At 42.3% G+C, this 26,987-nt stretch carries 25 protein-coding genes and 1 pseudogene; 16 read left to right on the top strand and 10 right to left on the bottom strand.

Going from position 1 to position 26,987, the window contains the following annotated elements; all coding sequences use genetic code 11:
• Nucleotides 1-36 precede the first annotated feature (36 nt).
• Nucleotides 37-2,106, bottom strand: a complete 2,070-nt coding sequence (locus NST15_RS17375; protein WP_113746889.1) for a transglycosylase domain-containing protein — start codon at nt 2,104-2,106, stop codon at nt 37-39.
• 225 nt (nt 2,107-2,331) lie between these two features.
• Here NST15_RS17375 and speE point away from each other — a divergent pair, with 225 nt between their 5' ends.
• From speE to argS, 5 genes are all read left to right on the top strand, one after another.
• Entirely contained in the window at nt 2,332-3,162 is an 831-nt protein-coding gene (gene speE / locus NST15_RS17370) for a spermidine synthase (RefSeq protein WP_017360074.1), read from the top strand.
• Between the two features lie 69 nt (nt 3,163-3,231).
• Nucleotides 3,232-4,104: an agmatinase gene (gene speB, locus NST15_RS17365; protein WP_008343514.1), complete on the top strand. Its 873-nt coding sequence runs from the start codon at nt 3,232-3,234 to the stop codon at nt 4,102-4,104.
• Nucleotides 4,105-4,183: 79 nt separating this feature from the next.
• Nucleotides 4,184-4,531 (top strand): hypothetical protein, encoded by a 348-nt coding sequence (locus NST15_RS17360; RefSeq protein ID WP_058213493.1) that lies wholly within the window; start codon nt 4,184-4,186, stop codon nt 4,529-4,531.
• Between the two features lie 124 nt (nt 4,532-4,655).
• Nucleotides 4,656-5,078 carry a DUF1934 family protein gene (locus tag NST15_RS17355; RefSeq protein ID WP_007497707.1) on the top strand — a complete coding sequence of 141 codons (423 nt, stop codon included), beginning with the start codon at nt 4,656-4,658 and terminating at the stop codon, nt 5,076-5,078.
• Nucleotides 5,075-6,748 carry an arginine--tRNA ligase gene (argS, locus tag NST15_RS17350; RefSeq protein WP_017360071.1) on the top strand — a complete coding sequence of 558 codons (1,674 nt, stop codon included), beginning with the start codon at nt 5,075-5,077 and terminating at the stop codon, nt 6,746-6,748. The genes NST15_RS17355 and argS overlap by 4 nt, the downstream gene beginning before the upstream one ends.
• Before the next feature lie 523 nt (nt 6,749-7,271).
• Here argS and NST15_RS17345 read toward each other — a convergent pair.
• Nucleotides 7,272-8,240: a S66 peptidase family protein gene (locus NST15_RS17345; protein WP_342498693.1), complete on the bottom strand. Its 969-nt coding sequence runs from the start codon at nt 8,238-8,240 to the stop codon at nt 7,272-7,274.
• A gap of 151 nt (nt 8,241-8,391) precedes the next feature.
• Between NST15_RS17345 and cls (NST15_RS17340) the strand changes: the two genes are divergently transcribed.
• Entirely contained in the window at nt 8,392-9,894 is a 1,503-nt protein-coding gene (gene cls, locus NST15_RS17340) for a cardiolipin synthase (RefSeq protein ID WP_025208143.1), read from the top strand.
• A gap of 105 nt (nt 9,895-9,999) precedes the next feature.
• Nucleotides 10,000-11,715, top strand: coding sequence for an ABC transporter ATP-binding protein (locus tag NST15_RS17335; protein ID WP_110487170.1), 1,716 nt, complete (start codon nt 10,000-10,002; stop codon nt 11,713-11,715).
• 237 nt (nt 11,716-11,952) lie between these two features.
• Here the strand turns inward: NST15_RS17335 and NST15_RS17330 are convergent, their stop codons facing one another.
• The 4 genes from NST15_RS17330 to NST15_RS17315 all read right to left on the bottom strand — a co-directional run bounded on the left by NST15_RS17330 (nt 11,953) and on the right by NST15_RS17315 (nt 14,525).
• Entirely contained in the window at nt 11,953-12,126 is a 174-nt protein-coding gene (locus NST15_RS17330) for a hypothetical protein (RefSeq protein WP_165379188.1), read from the bottom strand.
• Between the two features lie 305 nt (nt 12,127-12,431).
• A complete protein-coding gene (locus tag NST15_RS17325; protein ID WP_144683434.1) occupies nt 12,432-13,034 on the bottom strand; it encodes a hypothetical protein in 603 nt (200 codons plus the stop codon).
• Between the two features lie 188 nt (nt 13,035-13,222).
• Nucleotides 13,223-13,372 (bottom strand): hypothetical protein, encoded by a 150-nt coding sequence (locus NST15_RS17320; RefSeq protein WP_165379187.1) that lies wholly within the window; start codon nt 13,370-13,372, stop codon nt 13,223-13,225.
• On the bottom strand, nt 13,359-14,525 hold the full coding sequence (locus NST15_RS17315) for a Rap family tetratricopeptide repeat protein (RefSeq protein WP_144683437.1): 1,167 nt from the start codon (nt 14,523-14,525) through the stop codon (nt 13,359-13,361). The genes NST15_RS17320 and NST15_RS17315 overlap by 14 nt, the downstream gene beginning before the upstream one ends.
• A gap of 275 nt (nt 14,526-14,800) precedes the next feature.
• On the opposite strand from NST15_RS17315, the pseudogene NST15_RS17310 reads away from it, so the two are divergent.
• The 3 genes and pseudogenes from NST15_RS17310 to NST15_RS17300 all read left to right on the top strand — a co-directional run.
• Nucleotides 14,801-14,947: pseudogene (locus NST15_RS17310) on the top strand (hypothetical protein); the annotation flags it as partial.
• A 125-nt stretch (nt 14,948-15,072) separates the two neighbouring features.
• Nucleotides 15,073-15,315, top strand: a complete 243-nt coding sequence (locus tag NST15_RS17305; RefSeq protein ID WP_052320430.1) for a hypothetical protein — start codon at nt 15,073-15,075, stop codon at nt 15,313-15,315.
• A gap of 71 nt (nt 15,316-15,386) precedes the next feature.
• Nucleotides 15,387-16,385, top strand: coding sequence for a S66 peptidase family protein (locus tag NST15_RS17300; protein ID WP_065461241.1), 999 nt, complete (start codon nt 15,387-15,389; stop codon nt 16,383-16,385).
• 217 nt (nt 16,386-16,602) lie between these two features.
• On the opposite strand, the gene NST15_RS17295 is transcribed toward NST15_RS17300, so the two are convergent.
• The 3 genes from NST15_RS17295 to cls (NST15_RS17285) form a co-directional block, all read right to left on the bottom strand.
• Nucleotides 16,603-16,857, bottom strand: coding sequence for a hypothetical protein (locus NST15_RS17295; RefSeq protein WP_008343494.1), 255 nt, complete (start codon nt 16,855-16,857; stop codon nt 16,603-16,605).
• A gap of 73 nt (nt 16,858-16,930) precedes the next feature.
• Entirely contained in the window at nt 16,931-17,893 is a 963-nt protein-coding gene (gene uvsE, locus NST15_RS17290) for a UV DNA damage repair endonuclease UvsE (protein ID WP_342498692.1), read from the bottom strand.
• Between the two features lie 12 nt (nt 17,894-17,905).
• Entirely contained in the window at nt 17,906-19,102 is a 1,197-nt protein-coding gene (gene cls, locus NST15_RS17285) for a cardiolipin synthase (RefSeq protein WP_342498691.1), read from the bottom strand.
• A 143-nt stretch (nt 19,103-19,245) separates the two neighbouring features.
• On the opposite strand from cls (NST15_RS17285), the gene NST15_RS17280 reads away from it, so the two are divergent.
• The 6 genes from NST15_RS17280 (at nt 19,246) to NST15_RS17255 (ending at nt 26,131) form a co-directional block, all read left to right on the top strand.
• Nucleotides 19,246-21,357: a heterodisulfide reductase-related iron-sulfur binding cluster gene (locus tag NST15_RS17280; protein WP_060781517.1), complete on the top strand. Its 2,112-nt coding sequence runs from the start codon at nt 19,246-19,248 to the stop codon at nt 21,355-21,357.
• A 102-nt stretch (nt 21,358-21,459) separates the two neighbouring features.
• Nucleotides 21,460-22,635: an acetyl-CoA C-acetyltransferase gene (locus NST15_RS17275; RefSeq protein ID WP_060781516.1), complete on the top strand. Its 1,176-nt coding sequence runs from the start codon at nt 21,460-21,462 to the stop codon at nt 22,633-22,635.
• 19 nt (nt 22,636-22,654) lie between these two features.
• Entirely contained in the window at nt 22,655-23,518 is an 864-nt protein-coding gene (locus tag NST15_RS17270) for a 3-hydroxybutyryl-CoA dehydrogenase (protein ID WP_046526731.1), read from the top strand.
• An 11-nt stretch (nt 23,519-23,529) separates the two neighbouring features.
• Nucleotides 23,530-24,642: an acyl-CoA dehydrogenase family protein gene (locus tag NST15_RS17265; RefSeq protein WP_017360058.1), complete on the top strand. Its 1,113-nt coding sequence runs from the start codon at nt 23,530-23,532 to the stop codon at nt 24,640-24,642.
• A gap of 16 nt (nt 24,643-24,658) precedes the next feature.
• Complete coding sequence (locus NST15_RS17260) at nt 24,659-25,801, top strand: acyl-CoA dehydrogenase (protein ID WP_017368220.1); 1,143 nt, start codon at nt 24,659-24,661, stop codon at nt 25,799-25,801.
• A gap of 132 nt (nt 25,802-25,933) precedes the next feature.
• Entirely contained in the window at nt 25,934-26,131 is a 198-nt protein-coding gene (locus NST15_RS17255; RefSeq protein ID WP_017368219.1) for a hypothetical protein, read from the top strand.
• A 13-nt stretch (nt 26,132-26,144) separates the two neighbouring features.
• Here NST15_RS17255 and NST15_RS17250 read toward each other — a convergent pair whose 3' ends face one another.
• Entirely contained in the window at nt 26,145-26,618 is a 474-nt protein-coding gene (locus NST15_RS17250) for a DUF2798 domain-containing protein (RefSeq protein ID WP_224559426.1), read from the bottom strand.
• Nucleotides 26,619-26,987: the final 369 nt, after the last annotated feature.

Genomic DNA, 26,987 nt, shown 5'->3' with positions numbered 1-26,987 from the left:
CCGAGATGCAGATCTCGGGGTTTTTCATGTCCATTTTTAACGCTTCAGCCATTTTTCCCACCATTTCTTAGGCTGTTGATCTTGAGCTTTGTCTTGCTCAGATGCTTTGTTCTCAGCACCATAGCAGACACCGGTCGGCTCCGTTCCTTCTATAAAATAGGTAAATACCTTTGATTCGCATCCTGGGCCTGCGAGATCACCGGTTTTTGGATTGATATATACGCCTTTTACACCGTCTGGCGGCATGAAGGAGGAGGCTGGCTGATTCGAGAGGGCTGATTCCATAAAGGAAGCCCATATCTTTTTCGCATAGGCGGTTTCTTTGACCGAGTCAATGGTGCGTCCTTTATCGTAGCCGGTCCACACACCTGTGACGAGCTGGGGAGAGAAGCCGATCATCCAGCTGTCAGCGCCTGTCGTTCCTGATTTTCCTCCATAATTTCTGGTAAGATCTTTTGAAATGGTACGTCCTGTGACACTTGTATAGCCATTTAATTGATCATTGAACATCCCTGACATCATGTCAGTGGTGACAAATGCTACTTTTTCATCTAGTACTTGCTCTCGTTTTTGTTTCTCCTCAAAGAGTACGTTGCCCTTTGCGTCCGTTACTTTCATAATAAAGGTTGGCTTGACACGTTTTCCTCCATTGACCAGCATCGCGTAAGCATTGGTCATTTCGATTGGTTTGACAGGTGAAGTACCTAGCGCAAGTGAAGGCACTTGATCTAGTTTTTCGTGAATCCCGAACGTTTTGCCTGCACGTACAAGCTGTTCCATTCCTAAAAATAGATGGGTTTTGACCGCATAAATGTTATCAGATAGAGCCAAAGCCTGAAGCATCGTAATACCGTCATTGGCGTAATAGCCGTGATAGTTGCTTGGGGAATAAGCAGCGCCGCTTCCTTGTTCATCCAGTTCAAAAACGGTTTCCTCACTGCGCATCACCGTTGCTGGAGTGAACCCATTTTGCAAGGCCATGTAATAGAGAAGTGGTTTCATTGTTGAACCGGGCTGTCTTTTCGCTTGTGTGACCCGGTTGAATGGGCTTTTCTCATAATCTCTTCCCCCGATGAGTGCAAGCACATGACCTGTCTGGGGATGAATGGCGGTTAAGCCAATTTGGATACCTGATTCAGAATCCATGATGTTGGTTAAAGTCTTTTCAGCGATTTTTTGTAATTCAGGTTGTAAGGTCGTTTCGATATGAAGACCATACGTTTCAATTTGTTCCTCGGTTAAACCCAGCGTTTGTTTCAGTTCGCGAATGACATCATCATAAAAATACGGGGCCTGCTTTGCTTGCAGCTGCTTTTGCTTGAGCGGGCGATAGGACAGCTTTTCCTTGCTGGCATCAGCAGCCGCTTTTTTTGTGATCATGCCATCCTCTTGCATTTGCTTTAGGATCATCTTTTTTCTTGCTTCGGCTCTTTCTTCGTTCACATAAGGGGAGTAGAGAGAAGGCCCCTTTGGAATCCCGGCAAGCAAGGCAGACTCAGCTAAAGTTAAGTTCTTCGCTTTTTTTCCAAAGTAAAGGCGGGATGCCGCTTCCACACCGTATGCGCCGTGGCCATAATAAATGGTGTTCAAGTATCCTTCCAATATCTCATCTTTTGTATAGTTTTGTTCTAAGCGGATGGTGTAAAAGGCTTCATTCCACTTCCGCTTCCATGTTTTATCATGATCTAAATATAAATTTCGTGCGTATTGCTGGGTGATCGTGCTGGCGCCTTGTACCTTTGCCATTGCACGAATATCTGCCACAGCAGCACCTGCCATTCGTTTCACGTCAAAGCCGTGATGCTGATAAAAGGTTTTATCCTCAACTGCGACCACTGCCTGCTGTATATGAGGGGACATGTCCTTTAACGGAACCCAGTATCTCTTTTCTCCAAAGCTTGATTCGCCAAGTTTAGACCCATCGGCTGCATAAATGGTCGTGGATTGGGGAACTTGAACAGAGGGAGCGCCTTGCCACTTAGCTAGTAAAAGAATCGTCAAAAAGACTGTGCCAGCAAATAGAAAAGCGAGCAAGCCGATAAAAAAACAGGCCCGAATCGTTTTCACGGTCATGCGGATTTTTTTATTACTCATGATTGTGTCCATGCAAAGCCCCCATTTTGACGGTTTTTTATCAGTATGGGACAAAGAAAACCGTTTTAAACAGGCGACTGCAAGGGTGTACTTTAAAAATGAAGTTATCTCATGCGGTTCTTTACAATTTGATATGAATCCACTATACTTTTTTCTTGGACAATCGATATAGTCATAGCCGATAAAAGGCGCTAACAATAGATGTTTGTTTATTATTGGATGAGAGGAAGATGAACAATGAGCGAACTTTGGTATACAGAGAAGCAAACGAAGAATTTTGGCATTACATTGAAGGTGAACAAAACCCTTCACACAGAACAAACAGATTTTCAGCATTTAGAAATGGTGGAAACAGAAGAGTTTGGCAATATGCTGTTTTTAGACGGTATGGTGATGACATCAGAGAAAGATGAGTTTGTATACCACGAAATGGTGGCACATGTTCCTCTTTTCACTCATCCAAATCCGGAAAATGTTCTTGTCGTAGGCGGAGGAGACGGTGGTGTCATTCGTGAAATCCTGAAGCATCCAAGTGTGAAAAAAGCGACACTTGTTGATATTGATGGCAAGGTCATTGAATACTCGAAGAAGTTCCTTCCTTCAATTGCTGGGAAACTAGACGATCCTCGTGTAGAGGTGAAAGTCGGAGACGGCTTTATGCACATTGCGGAAGCTGACAACGAATATGACGTGATCATGGTTGACTCAACTGAGCCAGTTGGACCAGCTGTAAACCTGTTCTCTAAAGGTTTCTATGCAGGAATCTCAAAAGCACTAAAAGAAGACGGTATTTTCGTTGCACAGACGGACAACCCTTGGTTCACACCTGAGTTAATTACAAATGTACAGCGTGATGTAAAAGAAATTTTCCCGATTACCAAGCTATACACAGCGAATATCCCAACATATCCAAGCGGTCTTTGGACATTTACCATTGGTTCTAAGAAGTATGATCCACTTGCTGTAGAAGACAGCCGTTTCTTTGATATTGATACGAAATATTACACAAAAGAATTGCACAAAGCGGCATTCGTTCTGCCAAAATTTGTGAGCGATTTAATCAAATAAATCAAGCGAAATGGAAATGCGCAAATGTCAGTTTGCGCATTTTTTGAAGCGTAAAAGGAGGAATCTTGCATGAGATTCGACGAGGCTTACTCAGGAAAAGTGTTTATTGGAAGTCATCCGACATGGGAAGATGCGAAAGTCATTTTATACGGGATGCCGATGGATTGGACCGTCAGCTACCGTCCAGGCTCACGTTTTGGCCCGAACCGTATTCGTGAAGTATCCATTGGATTAGAGGAATACAGTCCTTATTTAGATCGTGAACTGCACGAGGTGCCATTCTTTGATGCTGGCGACATCCCGCTTCCATTTGGCAATGCACAGAAAAGCTTAGATTTAATTGAAGAGTATGTTGACAGCATTTTAGAAAAAGGGAAGTTTCCATTAGGAATGGGCGGCGAGCATCTTGTGTCTTGGCCGGTTTTCCGTGCGATGTATAAGAAATACCCTGATTTGGCCATCATCCATATGGACGCACATACCGATCTTCGTGAGGAATATGAGGGTGAGCCGCTTTCACATTCGACACCGATTCGTAAAGTGGCAGGACTTATTGGACCTGAAAATGTATACTCTTTCGGCATCCGTTCTGGGATGAAAGAAGAATTTGAATGGGCAAAAAAAGCAGGCATGCACATTTCTAAATTTGAAGTGCTGGAGCCATTGAAGCAAGTATTACCAAAGCTGAAAGGCCGCCCAGTTTATGTGACAATTGACATCGATGTACTTGACCCGGCACATGCACCTGGTACAGGAACGGTAGATGCTGGCGGTATTACGTCAAAAGAACTGCTGGCATCTATTCATGCCATTGCTGGTTCTGATGTGCATGTCGTCGGTGCAGACCTTGTAGAGGTAGCGCCTGTATATGATCATTCCGATCAAACGGCGAATACAGCAAGCAAACTTTTGCGAGAAATGCTGCTTGGTTTTGTGAAATAACATCTTGATAGAGGAGCTTGTCATCTCATATGGACAAGCTCTTTTTTTTACATTGGTGACATGATAAAGGAGGCAGGTCGTGTTTTCTTCTGTATTGATGGTATTACTCGCTTTATGTGTGTTAGCGGCAGGCTTTCTTACGTTGAAAAGAGAGCTTGCAGTGAGTCCGCCCACGTTCACCTCGAAAAAAGAGGCAAAGGATGAGATGGTTCATCTGTTTCAGGATCGAGGCTTTTTCTATCTCACTGGCATCGCGCTGTTGATGCAGTTTGTTTATAAGCAAGGGCATCTTCTCCCATTTGATTTCTTTCAGGCATTTTTGGCAAGTTCAGGTATCCAAGCACTGTTTTATCTCATTAATCGAAAAAGCGCGGGGCTCAAGACTGGACTCGTGATAGGGGTGAGCTTCATTTTTCTTTTTCTCTAAAGAGACATGTGAAGATCAAAAATGGGGTTTCATCCACACGAAGATGAGAAATGATGGGATGATAGGCAATCGGGATTATGGTATACTATTTTAGTTAAACGGGTCTTAGCAAAGGAAGTGCAAAATGACACAAAACCAAATTTCAATTCATGTAAAGTCAGTGATGAAACCAGAGACGGAACCGGCTGAAACGATCGAATTCCGCACAACTGGAACGTATCAAGAGAAGAATGACAAAACGTATCTCACTTACCATGAAGAACATGAAATGGGTCAAGTAAAAACTGTTGTCAAAATAAGTGAAAAAGAAATTTTTGTCATGAGATCAGGTGCGATTCAAATGAAGCAGCGCTTTCTCATTGGAGAAACGACCGTGACACATTACACGATGCCATTTGGCACACTTCAGCTTGATGTGCACACACATGGCATTGATCTTGATGTAGACAATGGGCTTCTGCACATTACGTACGATATGCTGACAGGTGAAGATCAAAAGCATTTACATACATTATCGATTTCATATAAGGAGGATTTACGTTCATGAATATCGCAGAACAGGTCAAAGATGCGTTAAAAGAAGAAATCATTGCGGCAGTCGTCAAAGCAGGACTTGCTGATGAAAGCCAGGTGCCGGATGTTCTTTTGGAAGTGCCAAAAGACAAAACTCACGGTGATTATTCCACCAATATGGCGATGCAGCTTGCCCGCATTGCGAAAAAAGCACCTCGTCAAATCGCCGAGGACATTGTGAATGCATTTGATAAAGGCAAAGCGTCAATCGAAAAACTGGATATTGCAGGTCCAGGATTCATCAACTTTTATATGAACAATCAATATTTAACGAAACTGATTCCGGCAGTTCTTGAAGCAAAAGAGGCTTATGGCGAAACGAATACAGGCGGCGGTCAAAAAGTGCAAGTCGAATTCGTCTCAGCCAACCCAACAGGTGACCTTCATCTTGGACATGCCCGCGGTGCAGCTGTAGGAGATTCTCTTTGCAACATCCTTGATAAAGCAGGCTTCGACGTGAGCCGTGAATACTATATCAACGATGCAGGCAATCAGATCAATAACCTTGCTCTATCTGTAGAAGTACGTTACTTTGAGGCGCTCGGTCTTGAAAAAGAAATGCCAGAGGACGGGTACAGAGGAGAAGACATCAAAGGCATCGGGCAGAAACTGGCAGATGAATTTGGTGACCGTTTCGTGCACGAATCAGAAGAAGAGCGTATGAAATTCTTCCGTGAGTACGGTTTAAAATATGAACTAGAAAAACTACGTGTCGACCTAGAGAATTTCCGTGTCCCATTTGATGTGTGGTATTCTGAAACGTCTTTATATGAAAACGGAAAAATCGAACCAGCGCTAGAAACACTTCGCGCTAAAGGCTATGTCTTTGAAGAAGATGGCGCAACATGGTTACGTTCAACTGATTTTGGTGATGACAAGGACCGTGTCCTGATTAAAAAAGACGGCAGCTTCACGTACTTGCTTCCAGATATCGCATATCACAAGGACAAATTGGACAGAGGTTTTGACCAGCTCATCAACATTTGGGGAGCGGACCATCACGGCTACATTCCTCGAATGAAAGCGGCGATCCAAGCACTCGGATATCCAGAGGACAAACTGGAAGTCGAAATCATTCAGCTCGTTCACCTTTACAAAAACGGTGAAAAAATGAAGATGAGTAAACGTACAGGTAAAGCCGTCACAATGCGTGACTTGATTGAAGAAGTGGGCTTAGATGCCACTCGTTATTTCTTTGCGATGAGAAGTGCGGCGACACATATGGACTTTGACTTAGACTTAGCGATTTCTACGTCTAACGAAAACCCTGTGTACTACGCGCAATATGCACATGCGAGAATTTGCAGCATGCTCCGTCAAGGGGAAGAAAAAGGCTACGAGCCAAACCTTGAAAAAGCAGATTTCTCTCACATTCAGTCCGATAAAGAATACGATCTTCTGAAAATCATCGGCAGCTTCCCAGAGGTTGTAGCAGAAGCAGCAGAAAAACGTATTCCGCACCGCGTCACAAACTATATCTATGATCTAGCATCAGCCCTTCACAGTTTCTACAATGCCGAGAAGGTCATTGATGTTGAAAATGAAACAAAAACAACAGCACGTCTATCGCTGATGAAGGCGACACAAATTACACTAGCCAACGCATTAAAACTCATTGGCGTATCTGCACCGGAAAAAATGTAATGCACAAAGCCCCGCTCTATTTTATGAGCGGGGCTTCTTTATATAAAAAAACCCGCTATTCTCGAGAGATAGCGGGTTTTGAACATTAACCAAGCGTATTAATAATGTTAGAAATAGAATCGAATAATTGACTAAGTACATCAGAGAACATGAGCGTATCCTCCTTTCAGAAAGCATGTAGTATGTGCGTGTCATAGGAATTACCCAAGTGTGTTAATGATGTTAGAAATAGAATCGAATAATTGGCTAAGTACATCAGAGAACATAGTTTGTATCCTCCCTTCGGCAAGCATGTAGTATGTGTGCGTTAATGGGGTTATCCAAGTGTATTGATAATGTTAGAGATAGAATCAAATAATTGGCTAAGTACATCAGAGAACATGTTTTTGCCTCCTCTCTTTTCTTTTTACATCTACTTAACGAAGGGGATGAAGGGTTGGATCACTTTTTCTAAAAAATTTTAAAAAAAGAATCGATGGCATAGAAAAAGCACCCACATATGAGGGTGCTTTTTAGGTTTTATTTATGGATGAACACGCCATTGGATTTGTCCGTCGTAGCAGGATAGCTCGGCACTCCCGCCAATCGGCAAGGTGAAGACCGGCTGTGTATGTCCGATATCGACATCGTAAATCACTGGAATGTGTTGAAGCATTGAGTGCTTATCTAGAATGAACCTCAAATGTTCCTCTGTCATCTTGGATTTCTTTTGAAAACGTCCGATGATTAACCCTTTAATGGATTCGGCATGCTGCAAGAGCGAGGCAAGGTCTCTGGCGAACATTTCAGGAAAGACCAAGTCATCATCCTCCACAAATAAGATGGCATCCTTGATGTGAGGCATAAAGGGTGTCCCTTGCAATAAGTTCAGTGTACAAAGATTTCCGCCATACAAGGTGCCTTCAGCTGTTCCTTCTTGATAAATCCCCCATGTTGTCGGCTGAAACTGCCTATTTACTTGATCAAGATACCACGAATCATCACTCCACTTTGTAGAAGGGGTGAAATCAAATGGCTCGCTGCTCATCACGCACGCTTGAAACATGGCTGTCTGCTCCTCTTGGCCTTGTTCCATTTGGAAACTGGAGAAATGAGGGCCTGAGTACGTCACCATGTCACATTTGGCGGTAATGGCATTTGCAAGTGCGGTAATATCACTGTAGCCGCAAAGAACCTTTGGGTGCTGACGAATCAAATCATAATCTATATAAGGCAAAAGCTCATTGCAGTTAAAGCCGCCGATTGCTGTCAAAATGCCGTCGACTTCATCATTTGAGAAAGCCTCATGTAGATCAGATAAACGGTGTTCAATAGAAGAAGAGGAATGCAGATCACATTCAAACACGTGTTGTCCAAAAGAAACAGTGAACCCTAATTCCTCTAAACGTTTTTTTGCCTGAGCCATTCCTTCTTCTGATAAAATGCTGGCACTTCGGCTTGGAGCAATTACCCGAATGTGGCTTCCCTTTTTTAAAGCAGATGGTGTACGCATCAGTCATTCGTCCTTTCCTTCACATATTTTCCATTATATCGGATCAAAACGCTCCAGTCTGTAAAAGCTAAAAGAAAGCAGCAAACCGTGCGTTTCAGACGAGCTGTGCAAAGGGTATGGAAAAGAAAAAGACAGAATGAGGGCGGAGAATGTGAAAAAGAGGAGACTGGAATTTCTATTTTTATATTTCATGATATTCGGGGCATATGTGGTGTTTTGGTGGCCAGTGCCGGCGTGGGGTTTTCAGCTTTACGCAGCTAGTTATATCGCCATCATTTTATTTAGTATTATCTCGCTTATGCTAGAGAACCGGACATCACAGCACACGCTGTTATGGATGTATGTACTGATCTTTTTCCCGATCATCGGCTATATGTTTTATTTGTTCTCGGGGCAGCTTTATGTCAAAGGACATTTGTTTAAATCAAAGAGAATGTATAACCGAGAAAAATTACGCAGAATATCAGAGCTTGAGAGTAAGCCGGATGAGACGCGTTTAACCGATAATCAGCGTGCTTTTTTTCATTACACAGAAAAAGCGACAGGGATGCATGTAAATACAAATAGTGATATGGAGATTTTAAAGAATGGAGAGGAAACCTTTCCACGTATTTTTGAAGAATTAAAAAAGGCAAAAACGTTCATCCATATAGAATATTACATGTTCAAATCTGATTTTCTCGGTCACCGGATGATGGAGATCCTGATTGAAAAAGTGAAAGAAGGAGTAGAGGTTCGATTCATCTATGATGCGGCTGGCAGCATTCGCTTCTCACGAAAAGATATTAAACGATTGAAGCAGGCGGGGATAAAGGTCGCTCCTTTTCTGCCATTAAAATACGGATTCTTTAATCAAAAATTCAATTTCCGAAATCACCGAAAAATCGTGATTATTGATGGTGAAACAGGATTTGTTGGTGGGCTCAATGTGGGGAAGGAATATGTAGGACGCGATGAAAACATCGGCTTTTGGCGTGATACGCATACGATGTTAAAGGGTGAAGCCGTTCAGACACTTCACTCCATATTTATGCTGGACTGGGAGTATGTATCAGATGAAGTGTTAATTGATGATCCGAAGTATCACACCCCGCATCCTGTGACAGGAGAAGATGTCATACAGGTCGTGCCGACTGGACCTGATATGAAGGAAAGTATGAGTGATTTATATGACGCACTCATTTCGAATGCACAGCAATTTGTCTGGATTGCGACGCCTTATTTTGTCCCAAATGAATCCATTCGCACAGCGTTAAAAATTGCGGCCACAAGAGGGGTGGATGTGCGTGTGATGGTGCCTGAGATAAACGATGGCTTTCTCACGCAATACGCCACACGATCTTATTTTTCTGAGCTTTTGAAAGAAGGCATCAAGGTGTATCACTATCAAAAAGGATTCATGCATCAAAAGGTCATGATTGCAGACGGAGAGCTTGCCTCTGTCGGAACGGCCAATGTTGATATGAGAAGCTTTCAACTCAATTTTGAGGTCAATGTCTTTACAGCGGCAAAGAAACCGATCGAGCAATTGATGGCTCATTATGAGGAAGATATGAAAGAATGTGAGCAAATGGGGCCGGTTCATTTTTATAAAAGGGGCTTAAAGGAACGTTTAAAGGAATCGTTTGCTCGGTTGTTTTCAGGTGTATTGTGAGGGAATCCAGGGGAAGAAATCATTTCCTGATCTAGTATTTCTATAATGATTCCTCTATAATTGAAAATGATTATCAATTATAGAGGAAGTGAGGTTCTTTTACATATGCTAAAACGCTTTTTTGCCTATTACAGGCCCTATCGTGGTCTGTTCTTTTTAGATTTCTTTTGCGCTGTGGCCGTCGGACTCATGGAACTAGGTTTCCCGCTGATCGTGAACTACTTCATTGATACATTACTGCCGACAGGGAACTGGACGGTCATTGCCTGGACCGCACTTGCGCTGTTTGTCATTTACGCACTCAGCTCAGTGATGCAATTTATCGTGTCATATTGGGGGCACATGCTTGGCATCAATATTGAAACAGATATGAGGAAGAAGCTGTTTGATCATTTTCAGCGTCTGTCCTTCAAATTTTTCGATAACAACAAAACGGGCAAACTCATGTCACGGATGACAAATGACCTTATGTACATTGGAGAGGTAGCGCATCATGGGCCGGAGGATTTGTTTATTGCGATTATGACCATTCTTGGCGCTTTTGCCGTTATGCTCATGATTAACTGGCAGCTTGCCATTTTAACGTTCTTGATTATGCCAGTCATCATCTGGTTAGCCCTTCATTTTAATAAAAAAATGACACAGGCGATTACACAACTCAACAATGACATTGGAGATTTTCATGCAAGGGTTGAAAATAATATTGGTGGTATTCGTCTTGTTCAAGCCTTTGCAAATGAACATTTCGAGAAAAAGCGCTTTGCTGAAAATAACAACCGCTTTCGAAAAGCGAAACTTCTTTCCTATAAAATTATGTCGGTTAACGGATCAATCAGCTATATTCTCACAAGGCTTGTGACGCTGTTTGTCCTTCTGGCAGGTACATGGTTTGTTCTTCAAGGTCAATTAACGGCAGGCGGATTTATCGCCTTTGTCTTGATCACAAATGTGTTATTCAGACCAATTGATAAGATCAACACGGTGATTGAAATGTATCCAAAAGGCATTGCCGGTTTTAAAAGCTATGTCGATTTGCTTGAAACAGAGCCAGATGTGAAGGATACAGAAGGAGCACGTGATCTTTACGGCTTGAAAGGTGAAATTGAGTATCGAGACGTGACATTTGGCTACGATGAGCACAGTCATGTATTGAAGGATATCAACTTGAAGATCAAACAAGGGGAAACTGTTGCGTTTGTCGGGCCATCAGGAGCGGGGAAATCGACCATTTGTAGTCTGCTGCCTCGTTTTTATGATGTGGACGAAGGAGACATCACCATAGATGGTGTGAGCACAAAATCGATGACCTTGTCCTCTTTAAGACAGCAGATTGGCATTGTGCAGCAGGATGTCTTTTTATTCTCAGGCACCATTCGTGAAAACATTGCGTACGGTAACCTAGAAGCGAGTGATGCAGACATTTGGGAGGCGGTGCGACGTGCCCATTTAGAGGAGCTCGTTCAGCGTTTCCCAGAAGGGTTGAATACGGTCATTGGTGAACGCGGCGTTAAGCTATCCGGCGGTCAAAAGCAACGTCTGTCAATTGCACGGATGTTTTTGAAAAACCCATCTATTCTTATTTTGGATGAAGCGACGTCAGCACTTGATACAGAAACAGAAAAAGCGATCCAAGACGCACTAAGCGAACTGGCAGTCGGCCGGACGACACTCGTCATTGCTCACCGCCTTGCGACAATTAAACATGCAGACCGAATCATCGTCGTGACAGAGGAAGGCATTGAAGAACAAGGCCGTCACCAAGATTTAATTCAAATGGGCGGCGTCTATAGCAGACTGCACGAAGCGCAGTTTGGTCATTGAAGAAAAAGCCCTTTTGATAAAGGGCTCAGGCTGTCGAGAAAATCTCGACAGCTTTATTTTTCCCTTAAAGTTTCCATTTATTTGACAACGCCAATCTGTAAAGGTTTATCCGATTGTCGTATTTTTGGTGTCATCGCACATAGACGCTTTCATCCATCATCATTACGTTGAAAATAAAAAAGATTGTAGAAAAACATGAGTTTCTCTACAATCTGAACAGGCTCTTCAGCCTGTTCTTTATTGTCCAGTGATGACCATATTGACAATTGGCACACACAGTAAAAAGAAAACGACGAGAAAAACAATTTTATATCCCATCTCTTTTTCCTTATTATTCTTACGTTTTTGCATATAAACAGCAAAATAAGAAACACCAGTTAACATCATTAATACCGATATTATAGTCAACATAAGATCATCACCTTTTCAATATGTTGTTGATGTCCTTGATTTAAAACCACTTCAACACTAGAGTTATTACAACACTTTGAATTACTACTAACAGCGCTAATAATTTCCATTCCTTTTTATTGATGTTTCTTTTTGATAGATATTTCCAAGATATAAGATTAATAATTAATACTATTATTAATACTATAAAAAAAGTAAAAATAAAGGGTGATGTTACTACTACCATATATTCTCCCTCCAATTAAAGATTTTAGATTTTTAAACAAGAAGGTTGAGCATAAAATGCTCAACCTCAACTTTCTTCTTTAGAAACCTATAGTTGCTCTTTCTATTCTGTAATCCCCGCTGCCTAATAATTTAACAGTTAGATAAGTATTGTATTCAAAAAGAAATTTAAAAGCTCTAAATGTACCGTGACTTTGTACAACCCAAACACTAGGATCAAGTTTATCTATCCAAGTATTGTGAGATTCACTATACATAGCTCCTGTCAAATTAACATCTTTTGTTGCTCCAGTGACTTTTCCGCCTTTAAATTGAAATTCACCAGCTAGTCTGTGTTGAAAATGAAATCCAGCAGTATTTTTTACATACGCTTTATAAATTTTTTTACCTGAAGGATACTTACTTTTACTTGAAGATACATCATAAACATTTTCACTTTTGAAAAACAATGATACTGTTTCATTAGTTTTACCAATTTCTCTTTTAAGAGAAATTTCAGTTTGGTCAGTTTCGAGTTTTTTATTTGCTTCAACGACCAATTCATCAAGGGCTTCATTTATATCTGCAATTTCTTTAGCAGTAGGATATCCCTTTTCTTGGTCTACAGATGACGTTGATTTTGCTGAAGCAAAACTTGGAATTAACAAAAAACATATCAAAGATAAAATCAGAATTTTTTTCAACTGTTCATTCCCCTTTATAGTTTTTTCAAAGCAGCTTGTAAGAGTCTTACCTTTATACTATAAACAAATTTTTGTTATTTTTGTATATATTTAGGTAATTTTAAGGGGGTTTTAAGGAGAAGAACAAGTTGCTAAATCGGATCTAAAGACTATGTGATACCCATTTGCACATAGTCTTTTCATTGATCTTATATTTGATTTCCAGCTTCTTTACCACCTACACTTGATGTAATCACTTTGTCAGCCATTTCATGTGAGACAGCAACAGAATGAAAAATTGGTAATGCTAATGCTACAGTTACAAGCATGATGGGAACAAAAATTTTACTCTTCAACATATAACAATTCCCCTCCTTGAATTAATGACTTTGCTTCAAGTGCTCTTTCATAAAAAACGACAGCAATTTCCAACTGCCCACTTCTATTATAATATCGTGCTGCTTCAAAAGCTAGTTGATACACATCTTCGTAAAGATTTTTGCTTTGTAGTGTATCAAGCCAATGTTTTAACTCTGTGGCTGTATTGGATGTGTTAGATTGAACATAAAGGCAATATAAAAATTTCATTTGTGTTTCATAAATTATGTCATTCAGTTGTTGGGCCGCGGAGACCCCTTTCTCAAATGTTTCGGCTGCTGGAACAACCTGTCCTAATTTCAATAGAGTATACAGTTTGTTAAAATAGGATTTTGGAACATGTGATGTTTCATTCTTTTCAAAAAGTTCACAAGAAGTATCAAAATGGAACAAGGCTTCTGGATATTTTTCTAAGTGGAAATAACACTTGCCTAAGTTAAAGATCGTAGAGGATATAAGGTATTCGTTTTTCGTCTGCTGTGCATAAGAATGGGATTTTTTAAAGTAAGTAAGTGCATCAGCGTATTGTAGTTTGGATAGATAATTTCCGGCGATGACTGAATAGCACCAGGCCATTTTTTCTTGCATTAATGGTTGCTCTGTAAATAGGCTCAATGCTTTATGTGCATACATGACAGAAATTTGATACTGATCTATGTGGTAGTACACTTCTGATAACTTGTAGTAAAATTCAGCCTTTTCAGTAGGGTCTTCAATATCCAGGAGAACTTTTTCAGCAGATTTATAAGAACTGATCGCCTCGTCAAATTGTTTTTTTCTAAATTCGTGCATTCCTTTAAAAAACCAAAAATAAAAATCTAACATCTTTTCAATTTGATCTTTGTCTTTATGAAGTGATTGATCAACCTTATGTTTCTGCTCATTGATCTGAACCATATATTCATCTAACTCACGGCTAGACAACTTAGGTTTGAGGTAACTTAGCATTAAGTCATGTCGAAACTCCAGCAGAGTAAAATATAATAATACGGTTTGATTTTCTTCCATACCGTCAAAGAGTCGTTTAACATCTGTTTTTAAAAATTCTGCATCAGTTATTTGATCTTTTTTGATGGCTGAATACCATTCATTCAGCTTGATTGCCACTTCGTCATAAGTGATAGAAGCACCCATATATACTCCCCCTTCAAATTCCTATAAAACCATTTTATACAATATTTTAACATGTCTAACTATTCTAAAATCGAATAGATGCGCTCTATATGTAAATTTTCGGTATACCGCAAAATCAAGCCTACTTTAAGAGGAAAATGAACGATTTTTATCACATAAGACATGCTGCATATTTTGCAAAGTGAAACTTATTTCCTTTAAAATTATGTCAGTAAATGGATCTATCAGCTATATTTTGACACGCCTTGTGACGCTGTTTGTCCTTCAAGGTCAATATTGCTCACCGCCTTGCGACAATTAAACATGCAGACCGAATCATCGTCGTGACAGAAAAAGGCATCCAAGAACAAGGCCGCCATCAAGACTTAATCCAAATGGGCGGTGTCTATAGCAGACTGCACGAAGCGCAGTTTGGTCATTGAAGAGAAGTGATTGAATGAGTCCAGCTATTAAGCTGGGCTCTTTTTGATAGAATAAAATCTTCTTTTCCATTTAAATGGAATGTTGATATACTATAAGGCAATTGGATTCAAAAGGAGAGGATGGCTTGAGTGAAACGGCAAAAACAGTCATGATCAAAAGCATTCACTATGTGACGCTCGTTGGCTTATTTATCTTAATCATTCCCGCTGGACTCAATCCAGTCTTTTTTTATGTGGGAATGATTTTGTTTGGCATCAATACTGGAGTGAACATCATAGGTAGTTCTCTGAGCAAAAAAAAGATATTTGCGACGCTCGCCATCAGTTTTGCTGTCATATTGTTTGGGCTGTTTAAGCTCTTATATTAAATCTTAGCCCTTTTGAAAAAGGGCTTTTTTTGCTAGGATAGTAAAAACTCGTGTAGGAAGGATCTGATGGAATGAAGGGGCTTCGGCGTTTACAGAAGGGCGATAAAATAGGTATTTATTCTCCCTCAAGTCCAGCATCTGCTACCTCGCCTCTTAGGTATGAGCGGGCGAAGGAATGGCTTGAACAAAAAGGATTCATTGTGGTACCAGGATCATTAACAGGGAAAGAGGATCACTATCGTTCGGGAACGATTCAAGAACGAGCAGCTGAGCTGAATGAGCTGATGGCGAGAGAAGATTTGTCCTGTATCATGTCGATGATCGGGGGGACGAACTCGAATAGTTTGCTGCCTTATCTCGACTTTGAGCTGCTGATGAAGCATCCGAAAATCATGATTGGTTATTCAGATGCGACGGCGATTCTTTTAGCGGCTTATGAAAAAACGGGTCTGCCTGTTTTTTACGGGCCTGCACTTGTGCCGTCTTTTGGAGAGTTTGAACCATTTGTCAATCATACATATCAATCTTTCGAGGACATTCTCATTCATCCGCAGCCCATCCCATATCAGGTGAAAAAACCGCCCTTCTGGACGGACGAACGGATCAACTGGGAAGAGAAAATACGAGAAAAAGAAAAACGTCCAAACGATTGGATGTGCGTCATTGAAGGGCAGGCAGAAGGCAGACTGATCGGCGGGAACCTAAATGCCATGTATGGCATATGGGGAAGTGAATTCATGCCTCAAATCCAAAAGGGCGATATCCTTCTCATTGAAGATTGTATGAAAACCGCCTCCATCGTCGAAAAGAACTTCTCTCTGTTAAAGATAAATGGTGTGTTTGAACGGGTATCTGGTATCCTTTTAGGGAAACATGAGCTGTTTGATGATGAAGGAACGGGCAAAAGGCCGCACGATCTATTACTTGAAGTACTGGGAGATACAAAGAGGCCGCTCATCGCGGAATTTGACAGTGCCCATACGCATCCGATGCTCACGATGCCAATCGGTACACAAGTAAAAATGAATGCAGCGTCAGGCGAGGTTTGGCTGACAGAAGCATGGATATAAGAAAAAGAGCAGCCCTAAGGCTGCCCCAGCGTGTAGACAAACCCTCGCATTCGGTGTCAGTCCTGCGTGCCGGTGCTCACGAATGTGACATTCGCTCCGCGCCGGTACTCGTCCTTCCTAGACTGCAAAGGTTTTTAACTACGCTGAAAAGAAGACAAAGGGATAAAATAAAGTTCATTTTATCCCTTTGTCAGCCTAAGACTGCCTTTCTTTACGATTACGAAGCATTCTCTTTTTCAAATGGCTGAAGGAGGTCTTGTGCCTCTTTTCCTTCTACCACGATTAAATAGTCTGATTCTAAATGAGTGAGCCTAAAGGTTTCTAGCTCTACGATGTTCTTAATGTTGCACATTGTTTTTTTAGAATATACATATAAACGATGCTGAGCGTGCTGGCACTTTTCGTATAGAGAAATAAGCTTATGTAAATTCAATGCTTTCGCAGCAATTCGGATTGAATAGATTTGTGACATCTTCATATCCTCCTGTTAAATACTTTCTCACAATAGCTTTGTTACCCCCGTTGTGATAGAGGTAAACCTTTCTCTACGATTTCCACTCAATGGTGCCTCCGCCCGTCCGCCGATTGCCTCTGATCGCTGACAGCTCCTCAACAAGATGGAGTAAGGCCTGATCCTTTTTCTTTGCCTCAATCATAAAATCCACATCACGACCATACGGCTTTAAAGCTTGAAAAAGTGGCAATACAAAGGACATCTCCACTCCATCCGCATGGCTTCGTATCGCCTTTTCTGATTTTGGTGAGGATAAGTGGATTTTAGGCAGTATGCCAGTGTTTGCCCACGTGTCAAACACTCTTGGCAGAATGTCATCAAGTGCCGCATCATCATCTTTGTTTGCCATATGATGGTGGTAATCAAATACAAACGGGATGCCATGCTTTTCACAAACATCAAGCGTTTCTAATGACGTGTATGTTTTGTCATCATTTTCAAGCGTCATTCTCGCCTTGATATGTGCAGGAAGCTGCTTTATATTTTCATCAAAACGCTGTAAAGCAGATGCCTTGTCACCATATGCACCTCCGACATGAATGTTCATATAGCCTTCCTTTTCAAGCTTCATGGCCTCAAGCATTTCATAATGATAGGTCATATCGATGACGGCATTTTCTGTAATGGATGGCTTTGGACTTGTGAACAAAGTAAATTGATTGGGGTGAAAGCTCACTCGTAATCCGTGCCGCTTTACGAGTTGACCAATCTCTAGAAATTCTTTGTGAAAGGGTGTCACAAAGTCCCACCTCACCTCAGGGTGGGTGGCGAGCGGGACAATCGAGCTTGAAAAACGGTAAAGCGGAATATCATGGGCAATCGCAAAATAAAGCGTTCTTAATGTATTGACGAGGTTGGCTTTCGTCGTTCGCAATAGAGCCTCTGTCCTCTCTTCCTTTGAGAGCTTACTGTATCTTGCAAAGGTCAGCGACTTGGCAGGTGAAGCTTCCCATAAAGTGACGGCGTTGGATACATAACCAAATCGATAACGCATAGGTCAACTCCTTTATAAAAAATACGAGAACAGGGCGCCTATCCACTCAATTGGACGCGTGAGAAGTGGGCGTTGTTTGTATTTTTCTTCAGTCATCAGTTCTGAAACTTCCATGTGTTCACGAATCTTTTCCTCTACATGTGCGGTGAAGGCGGGATCATCAATGGCCACATCCACTTCTTCGTTGAAAAACAAACTTCGTTTATCAAAGTTCGCCGTACTGATCATACAACGGCTATGATCGATGAGAATGGCTTTCGCATGATAAAACCCTTTATAAAAACGATACACAAGACATCCAGCAGCGATCAGATCTTTCAAATAATGAAATCCAGCTTCTTTCACAAGCGGGTGATCTGCCTTCATTGGGATGATGATGTCGACAGTCACGCCTCGCTTCCGTGCGTCAAGAAGGGCGCTTAGAAGAGGAGCAGATGGAATAAAATAGGGCGTGCAGATGGTGATTTGCTTTTTCGCCTGTTGAATATCGTGAAGAAATAAGGCCTCTAAAGAAAAACCTGCCGTCGCACGTGTTGTGCACTGTAATGTTCCCGGTTCCAGTGTAGGAAAAACCTCGTATTGCAGCTGTTGAATACCAGATGAGCGGTACAAATCATTCAGAAACACATGCTGGAGGTCTGCGACAACCTGTCCTGTCATGCGCAGGTGATAGTCCTTCCAAATGCCAAACCTGCCGTTTTTCCCTACATATTCATCGCCGATATTAAACCCGCCAATGTAGCCGATCTTCCCATCGATCACCGTGATCTTCCGGTGATTTCTCATGTTCAAGCGATAAATGAAAAAAGGAAAACGTGGTTTATTTAAAAAGTAAAATTGAATGCCGCTTTTTTCGAGCATCTGAATGGATGTTTGATCAGATGAATAGGAGCCTAATCGATCAGTGAGCAAAAAAACCGAAACACCTTGCTCTGCTTTCGCTTTAAGTGCTTGCAGAATCCTTTGCCCAATCTTGTCGTTCTTTACAATAAAGAACATCATATGAATAGAAGAAGAGGCTTGCTGTATATCCGTAAGAAGCTGATCAAACAGTGGTTCGCCATCATGATAAAAGGCTGCATCGCCGCTTGTTTGGTCAAAAGACCGTTCAAAAGCATGGGTAGAAAAATATTTTCTCCCTATATAAAGATCTAGCCTGACGAGTAGAACAATGACGAAGACGACGAGTAGAATGATCCATGCGATCATGAAGGTTCCTCCTTTTTTACATATGACGATAGTGTACCCAAATGGGCAAAAAATATTGACTGAATACTCATTCATTATTTATGATAGAGGTACAACATGGAAACGGAACAAAGTGGGTCTTGGGGAATGAAAGGGGGAGCAAGATGAATAGCCTTTTAATTGTTAACTTGATTGCATTTGCGGCAGTGACCGCTTACGCTGTGTATTTGTTTATTTATCTCATTCGAACACGAGCGGCGTATATTCGTCTTGGCAAAAAAGAAGAATTTCAGAAAGACATGAAAAAACGCTTAGAACGTGTTTGGGTGAATGTGTTTGGGCAAAAGAAACTGCTCAAGGACAAGAAGAGCGGCATCATTCATGTGCTGTTTTTCTATGGATTTATTTTAGTGCAGTTCGGAGCCCTTGATTTTATTATGAAGGGACTTGTTCCAGACAGCGGGCTACCATTAGGTCCGCTTTACGGTGTCTTTACGTTCTTCCAAGAGGTGGTCACACTTCTCATTTTAGTGGCGGTGGTTTGGGCGTTCCATAGAAGATATGTCGAGAAGTTAGTCCGTTTAAAAAGGGGCTTTAAGTCAGGGCTTGTCCTTTTGTTTATTGGCGGATTGATGCTGACCGTATTACTGGGAAACGGAATGAACATCATTTGGCATGGGCACTCACTATCAGCAACTGAGCCAATTGCTTCCGGCATTGCTTTCTTGCTGGGCTGGCTGTCACCACTTGCGGCAACAATTGTGTTCTATGTCGCATGGTGGGTGCATCTTCTTATTTTACTGACGTTCTTAGTGTACGTCCCGCAGTCTAAGCACGCCCATCTCATCGCTGGCCCGGTCAACGTATTTGTCAGCAGATTGGACCCGCCAGGCAAACTGCAAAAAATTGATTTTGAAGATGAGACACAAGAAACGTTCGGCGTTGGGAAAATTGAAGATTTTCGTCAATCTCAGCTGATCGATCTTTACGCTTGTGTGGAGTGCGGGCGCTGTACGAATATGTGCCCGGCGACAGGGACGGGGAAAATGCTGTCTCCAATGGATTTGATTTTACGATTAAGAGATCATTTAACAAATAAAGGGGCTGCCATTACTTCAAAGACACCGTGGGTTCCGCAGCTTGCTTTCAAGCAGACGACAGGAAATCAGCTGGCATTACAGGCAAGAGGAGCCGGAGCGGAAGAATCTGCGGCGAGCGCAATGTATCAACCTTCTCTCATTGGTGAGGTCATTACAGAAGAAGAAATCTGGGCATGCACGACATGCCGAAACTGTGAAGATCAGTGTCCTGTCATGAACGAACACGTCGACAAAATCATTGATATGCGCAGATACTTAGTGCTGACAGAAGGAAAAATGGATGCAGATGCACAGCGTGCGATGACAAGCATCGAGCGACAAGGGAACCCATGGGGATTGAACCGAAAAGAAAGAGAAAACTGGCGTGAACTAAGAGAAGATGTGCACGTACCGACGGTGAAAGAACTGAAAAAAGCAGATCAGACCTTCGACTATTTATTCTGGGTTGGATCGATGGGTGCATATGACAATAGAAGCCAAAAGATTGCTCTTGCCTTCGCAAAACTGCTCAATGAAGCAGGGGTTTCTTTTGCCATCCTAGGCAATAAAGAGAAAAACTCAGGCGATACACCGAGAAGACTTGGGAATGAATTTTTGTTCCAAGAGCTTGCTGCAAAGAACATCGAAGAATTCCAAAAAAATGACGTAACCAAAATTGTCACGATCGATCCGCATGCTTACAATTTATTTAAAAATGAATACCCAGACTTCGGGCTCGAGGCAGAGGTGTACCATCATACAGAATTACTGGCAGAGCTAGTAAAAGAGGGAAAATTAACGCCTATTCATGAAGTGAACGAGGTCATTACTTTCCACGATTCTTGCTACCTAGGCAGATATAACGAGGTCTATGATCCGCCAAGAGATATTTTAAAATCCATTCCGGGTGTGACACTGAAAGAAATGGAACGGAATCGTGAATCCGGGATGTGCTGCGGTGCCGGCGGCGGTTTAATGTGGATGGAAGAAGAGACAGGTACTCGGATTAACACAGCGAGAACGGAGCAGGCCTTACAGGTACAGCCGTCCATCATCAGCTCAGGGTGCCCATATTGTTTAACCATGCTTGGGGATGGGACGAAAGCGAAGGAAGTAGAAGAACAGGTCGGCACATTTGATGTTGCAGAACTTCTTGAAAAATCAGTGTTTGGCGAAACGAGAACGCAGGCTTCATAAAGATGTCAGGCCGATGGATCGACTGTTCATCGGCCAGTGGACACCGATATTTAAAAGCTGTCTAGCATTTATGTAAGCGGTAACAAACAGGAGGGGAAAGAAATGAGCACGACGGTCATTGTATCTGGAGCGAGAACACCATTTGGGAAAATAGGTGGAACTTTAAGTCGTTTGACTGCTGCAGAATTAGGCGGGATGACGATAAAAGCTGCGCTGGAAAGAGCCTCAAATGTTCATGAAGTGGATGAAGTCATCATGGGTAGTGTCCTTCAAGGAGGACAAGGTCAAATTCCTTCAAGACAGGCAGCTAGACATGCAGATCTCCCTTGGTCGGTTCCGACGCAAACCATCAACAAAGTCTGTGCTTCAGGAATGCGCAGTGTCACGACAGCCGATCAAATCATTCGAGCGGGAGATGCCAATGTGATCGTGGCAGGCGGCATGGAATCCATGTCTCATGCTCCTTATCTTCTGAAAAAAGCACGATGGGGTTACAAAATGGGAGATGGTGCTGTACAAGATGCCATGATTTTAGATGGATTAACCTGTTCGTTTACAGGTGTTCATATGGGTGAGTATGGAAGCATGGCGGCGAAAGAGCTTGGCATTACACGAGAAGAACAAGACCTTTGGGCGTTAAGAAGTCATGAACGAGCCATTGAGGGGCAAAAAAGCGGCTTTTTTAAAAATGAGATCATCCCCGTTACCGTCAAGAATAAAAAAGGAGATCAGCTGATTTCAGAAGATGAAGCCCCGAGGCGTGATACGTCATATGAACGTTTGTCAAAACTGATGCCCGTTTTCGATCAGGCAGGTACGATCACCGCTGGCAATGCACCTGGTGTCAATGATGGTGCAAGTGCGCTTCTATTAATGAAAGACACATACGCCATGCAGCAAGGTGAAAAACCTATGGCAGTTGTGCTTGGGCATGCCCAAGTAGCAGTAGAGGCAAAGGATTTTCCGAAAACACCAGCCTATGCCATCGAAAAAGTGTTAAAGAAAACAGGGAAGCGAGTAGAGGATATCGATTTGTTTGAAATCAATGAGGCTTTTTCAGCGGTTGCATTGGCATGCGAAAAAATGCTTGGACTGGATCGGCGGAAAATGAATGTGAACGGAGGGGCAGTCGCGATTGGTCACCCGATTGGAGCAAGCGGAACACGTATTATATTGACCTTGATCCATGCACTCAGACAAAGAGGAGGCGGGATCGGCATTGCGGCGATTTGCAGCGGCGGGGGTCAAGGTGATGCGATCATGATCAAGGTGGATTAAAAGGGAGGCGTTCATTGTCATGAGTATAGAAGAGACCGTCATGGTCGTTGGGGCTGGGCAAATGGGCTCAGGTATTGCCCAAGTATTTGCACAGTCAGGTTATACCGTCCTGCTCCATGATACAGAAGAGGAGCAGATTCATCGAGCCATTTCCTCAATGACCAAACAACTGACGAAACGAGCAGAAAAAGGAAAGCTGGCACATCAGGCAGTCCGTGATATTACACAGCGGCTGGCTGTTTCAACAGATTTAAAGGATGTACAGCAGACGCATTTAGTGATTGAAGCCGCATCTGAACAAATGAAGATCAAAAAACAAATCTTTGAAACCCTCGATCAATTTGCACCTGATGACACGATATTTGCGACAAATACGTCTTCCTTGTCGATCACAGAATTAGCAGCCGTGACGAACAGGCCAGAGAAAGTGATTGGCATGCATTTTATGAATCCAGTTCCCGTGATGAAACTTGTTGAAGTGATCCGTGCGCTGCAAACGGATGATGCCACGTACCAAGTTGTTTTTGATACAGCAAAGACATTAGACAAAACGCCAATTGAAGTGGAAGACTTCCCCGGTTTTGTGTCAAATCGCATTTTAATGCCGATGATTAATGAAGCCATTTACACCCTTTATGAAGGCGTGGCAGATGTAGAAAGTATTGACGGCATCATGACGCTTGGAATGAACCATCCAATGGGCCCGCTTCGTCTCGCCGACCTCATCGGGCTCGATACTTGTTTATTTATTATGAATACCCTTCACGAGGGTCTTGGAGATAGCAAATATCGACCTTGTCCTCTTTTGAAAAAATATGTGAACGCAGGCTGGCTGGGCAAAAAGACAAAGAGAGGTTTTTACACTTACCACGACCACTCATAGGGGGAGTCAAGATGGATGTGTTGCTGACAGAAAAACAACGTCTTTGGAGAAAACGAGTAGCAGAATTTGCACGCCAGCATGTCTTCCCAGAAGTAGAAGCGATGGAACAGGGCGTGTTCCCGAAAACGCTTTTAGCTGAAATGGGTCGGCAAGGCTTTTTAGGCATTCCGATCCCAGATAAGTATCACGGATTAGGGGCAGATTTTACAACCTATATCATGGCGATTCATGAATTATCCAAAGTAAGTGCAACCATCGGTGTCATTGTATCCGTTCATACATCCGTTGTGACGATGCCGATTTTGGCGTTTGGAACAACTGAACAAAAAGAATCCTACGTTCCCAAGCTTGCGTCCGGGCAGAAGCTGGGCGCCTTTTGTCTAACTGAACCGAAGGCAGGATCAGATGCCTCTAGTATTCAGTTGAAAGCAGAGCGGGCAGACGATCACTATGTGTTAAATGGAACGAAAATTTTTATCACAAGCGGCGGTGAAGCGGAAGTGTATCTTGTATTTGCTGTGACAGACCCTGCTTCTACTAAGAAAAATATATCAGCGTTTATTGTGGAGAAAGGGACACCAGGATTTACGATCGGAAAAGATGAGAAGAAGATGGGCCTGCATGGATCAAAAACAGTCACACTTCATTTTGACGGTGTTCGAATTCCAAAAAAACAGCTGCTCGGTGCAGAAGGAGAAGGCTTTCGGATTGCCATGTCTAGCTTAAATGCGGGGAGAATTGGCATTGCGGCTCAAAGCCTTGGCATTGCAGAAGCCGCATTAGATGAGGCGGTGACGTATTTAAAGCAGCACCCAGCTGGCCTTGAAACGACCATTCGGTTGGGCGATCTGGGCACCAAGCTGGAAGCGGCAAAACTTCTTGTCTATCAAGCCGCCTCTTATAAAGAGGCCAATCGCCCTGTCACGAAGGAAGCGTCGATGGCGAAGTTATTTGCATCTAAAACAGCGGTTGATATTAGTACAGAAGTCATCCATTTGCTTGGTCTAGCCGGTTACACGAAGCAATACCGAGCAGAGCGGTACTTTCGTGATGCGAAAATTTGTGAGATTTATGAAGGAACAAGTGAAATACAAAGGCTGGTTATTTGTAAACAGCTAATATGAAGTGAGGTGGCTCATGATGCAGTTCCAATTAAGTGACGAACACGAAATGATACAAAAAATGGTGAGAGATTTTGCGAAAAATGAAGTGGAGCCAACAGCAGCAGAGCGAGATGAAACAGAATCGTATGATCCGGCTATTTTTCGTCAAATGGCAGAGCTTGGTTTAACGGGAATCCCTTGGCCAGAAGAAAATGGAGGGATTGGTAGTGATTATTTGGCTTATGTCATAGCGGTTGAGGAGCTCTCGCGAGTGTGCGCCTCTACAGGTGTCACCCTGTCTGCTCACACATCACTCGCTTCATGGCCGATCTATACATTCGGAACAGATGAGCAAAAGGAGACGTATTTAAAGCCGCTTGCAGCGGGTCAGAAGATCGGCGCATACGCACTGACCGAGAGCGGCTCGGGCTCAGATGCCGGCGGAATGAAAACAACAGCAGTAAAAGCAGGGAATGAATACGTCTTGAACGGTGCAAAGATTTTTATTACCAATGGAGGCATTGCGGATTATTATATTGTGTTTGCTGTTACTGACCAGGATGCTTCATCCCGCAATACAACCGCTTTTATTGTAGAAAAAGAGACGCAAGGCTTCTCAATCGGCAAAAAAGAAAGCAAACTGGGCATCCGCTCATCGCCAACGACAGAAATCATCTTTGAAGACTGTCGTATACCCGAAAGGAACCGGCTTGGTCAAGAAGGCGAAGGTTTTAAGATAGCGATGATGACACTTGACGGCGGCAGAAACGGTATTGCCGCACAAGCTGTTGGTATTGCTCAAGGTGCTCTGGATGCAGCAGTCAATTATGCAAAGGAGCGCAAACAATTCGGTAAACCAATCATTCAGCAGCAAGGCATTGCTTTTAAGTTAGCGGATATGGCAACGGCAATTGAGGCCTCAAGACTGCTCACCTATCAGGCAGCATGGCTTGAAACAAAAGGGCTTCCGTATGGGAAAGAATCAGCTATGTCCAAGCTCTTTGCCGGTGATACAGCCATGAAGGTGACGACAGAAGCCGTACAAATCTTTGGTGGATACGGCTATACAAAGGATTACCCAGTCGAACGATACATGCGTGATGCGAAAATCACTCAAATCTATGAAGGTACACAAGAAATCCAGCGGCTGGTCATCTCACGGAAACTGCTAGATATGTAGAAACCAAGTAAAGACCACCTGATGTGAGGTGGTCTGTTTTTGTCTCAAATGTGAAATCCTCTCCAATGTGATCTCATATCACCTGATCGTTATGGTAAAATTGGAAAAAGAATCAAAATGGAGGTTATCATGATGAACACAACATTGATTGGCATTTTAGGAATCGTCACAATGATCATATGGATTATGGTCTCCACAGAGCTTTCAAATTCTCCAAAAAAGAAGGAAGAAAAAGAAAACAGCCGCAGAAAACTCATTGTACTCATGTCTGCGGGCACTTTATTCACCGTACCTTTGGTTTTTTCACTCATTCAGAATATCCAGCTGTAACATATCCCTTCGACTAAACCGCTGCTGTCTGTTTTAATTTCATCCATTTGAAGAAAACAAAACGGACGAGTGGTCCCATAATCAACATCTGCAAAGGGAACGCCAACATGACATTATGGCCGAAAATCGTTAAGTAATCAGATAGAATCGATTGTGTTTGAAATCCTGTGCCGATGCTTTGAACAACATATCCGCATAAAGACATGAGACACACCATCCCAAACACGATAAAGATAGAAAGAGTAAGAATAAAATAGATTTTCTTGCCTTTTGGGGCAAAACGGTTGGCTGCTTTTTTTGCTGAAGGCCCAACAATACACATCTCAATCAACAACGTGATGGCAAAACCGATCACATAGGTGAGTACACCTTCTAACCATGTCATATGTCCAAGCCGTCCATTTAAAAATAGGTTATAAAAGAACATCACTGAAAACATACAAAAACACATCAAGACACCAAATTGTATATCTTCTTTTTTTGTCATTGGCAATTTGATCAACCTCTCAAAATTAGTCTATTTATTATAGATTTCTGTTTCAATTCGTCGTAAGTGAACATTTTGTGAAGGAATAAATCCCCTTTTTTAAGAAGAGTAAATGGCTTTGTATTCATCAAAAGAGAAGACAAAAAAGCATGCAAAATGTGTACTTCACACATGAATTATGCCAATTCGGCACAAATGATTGACCGCTAGAGGCTTCTCTTGTGAAAAAATCAAAAATTAACATCAATAAAGGTGGCATAAACTCCCCTAATTTGTTTATAATGAGAGGTATGGTTTGTCGTAAGAATAAGGTATAAATACTTATTATTTCACTGATAAATGGATACATACATGTAATAGAAAGGGAGT

The sequence above is a fragment of the Bacillus sp. FSL R5-0820 genome (genome assembly GCF_038593385.1).
Taxonomy (GTDB): Bacteria; Bacillota; Bacilli; order Bacillales; family Bacillaceae; genus Bacillus; species Bacillus altitudinis.
Note: the sequence above shows the minus strand (reverse complement) of the source record. Positions and strands in the feature narration are given on the sequence as shown.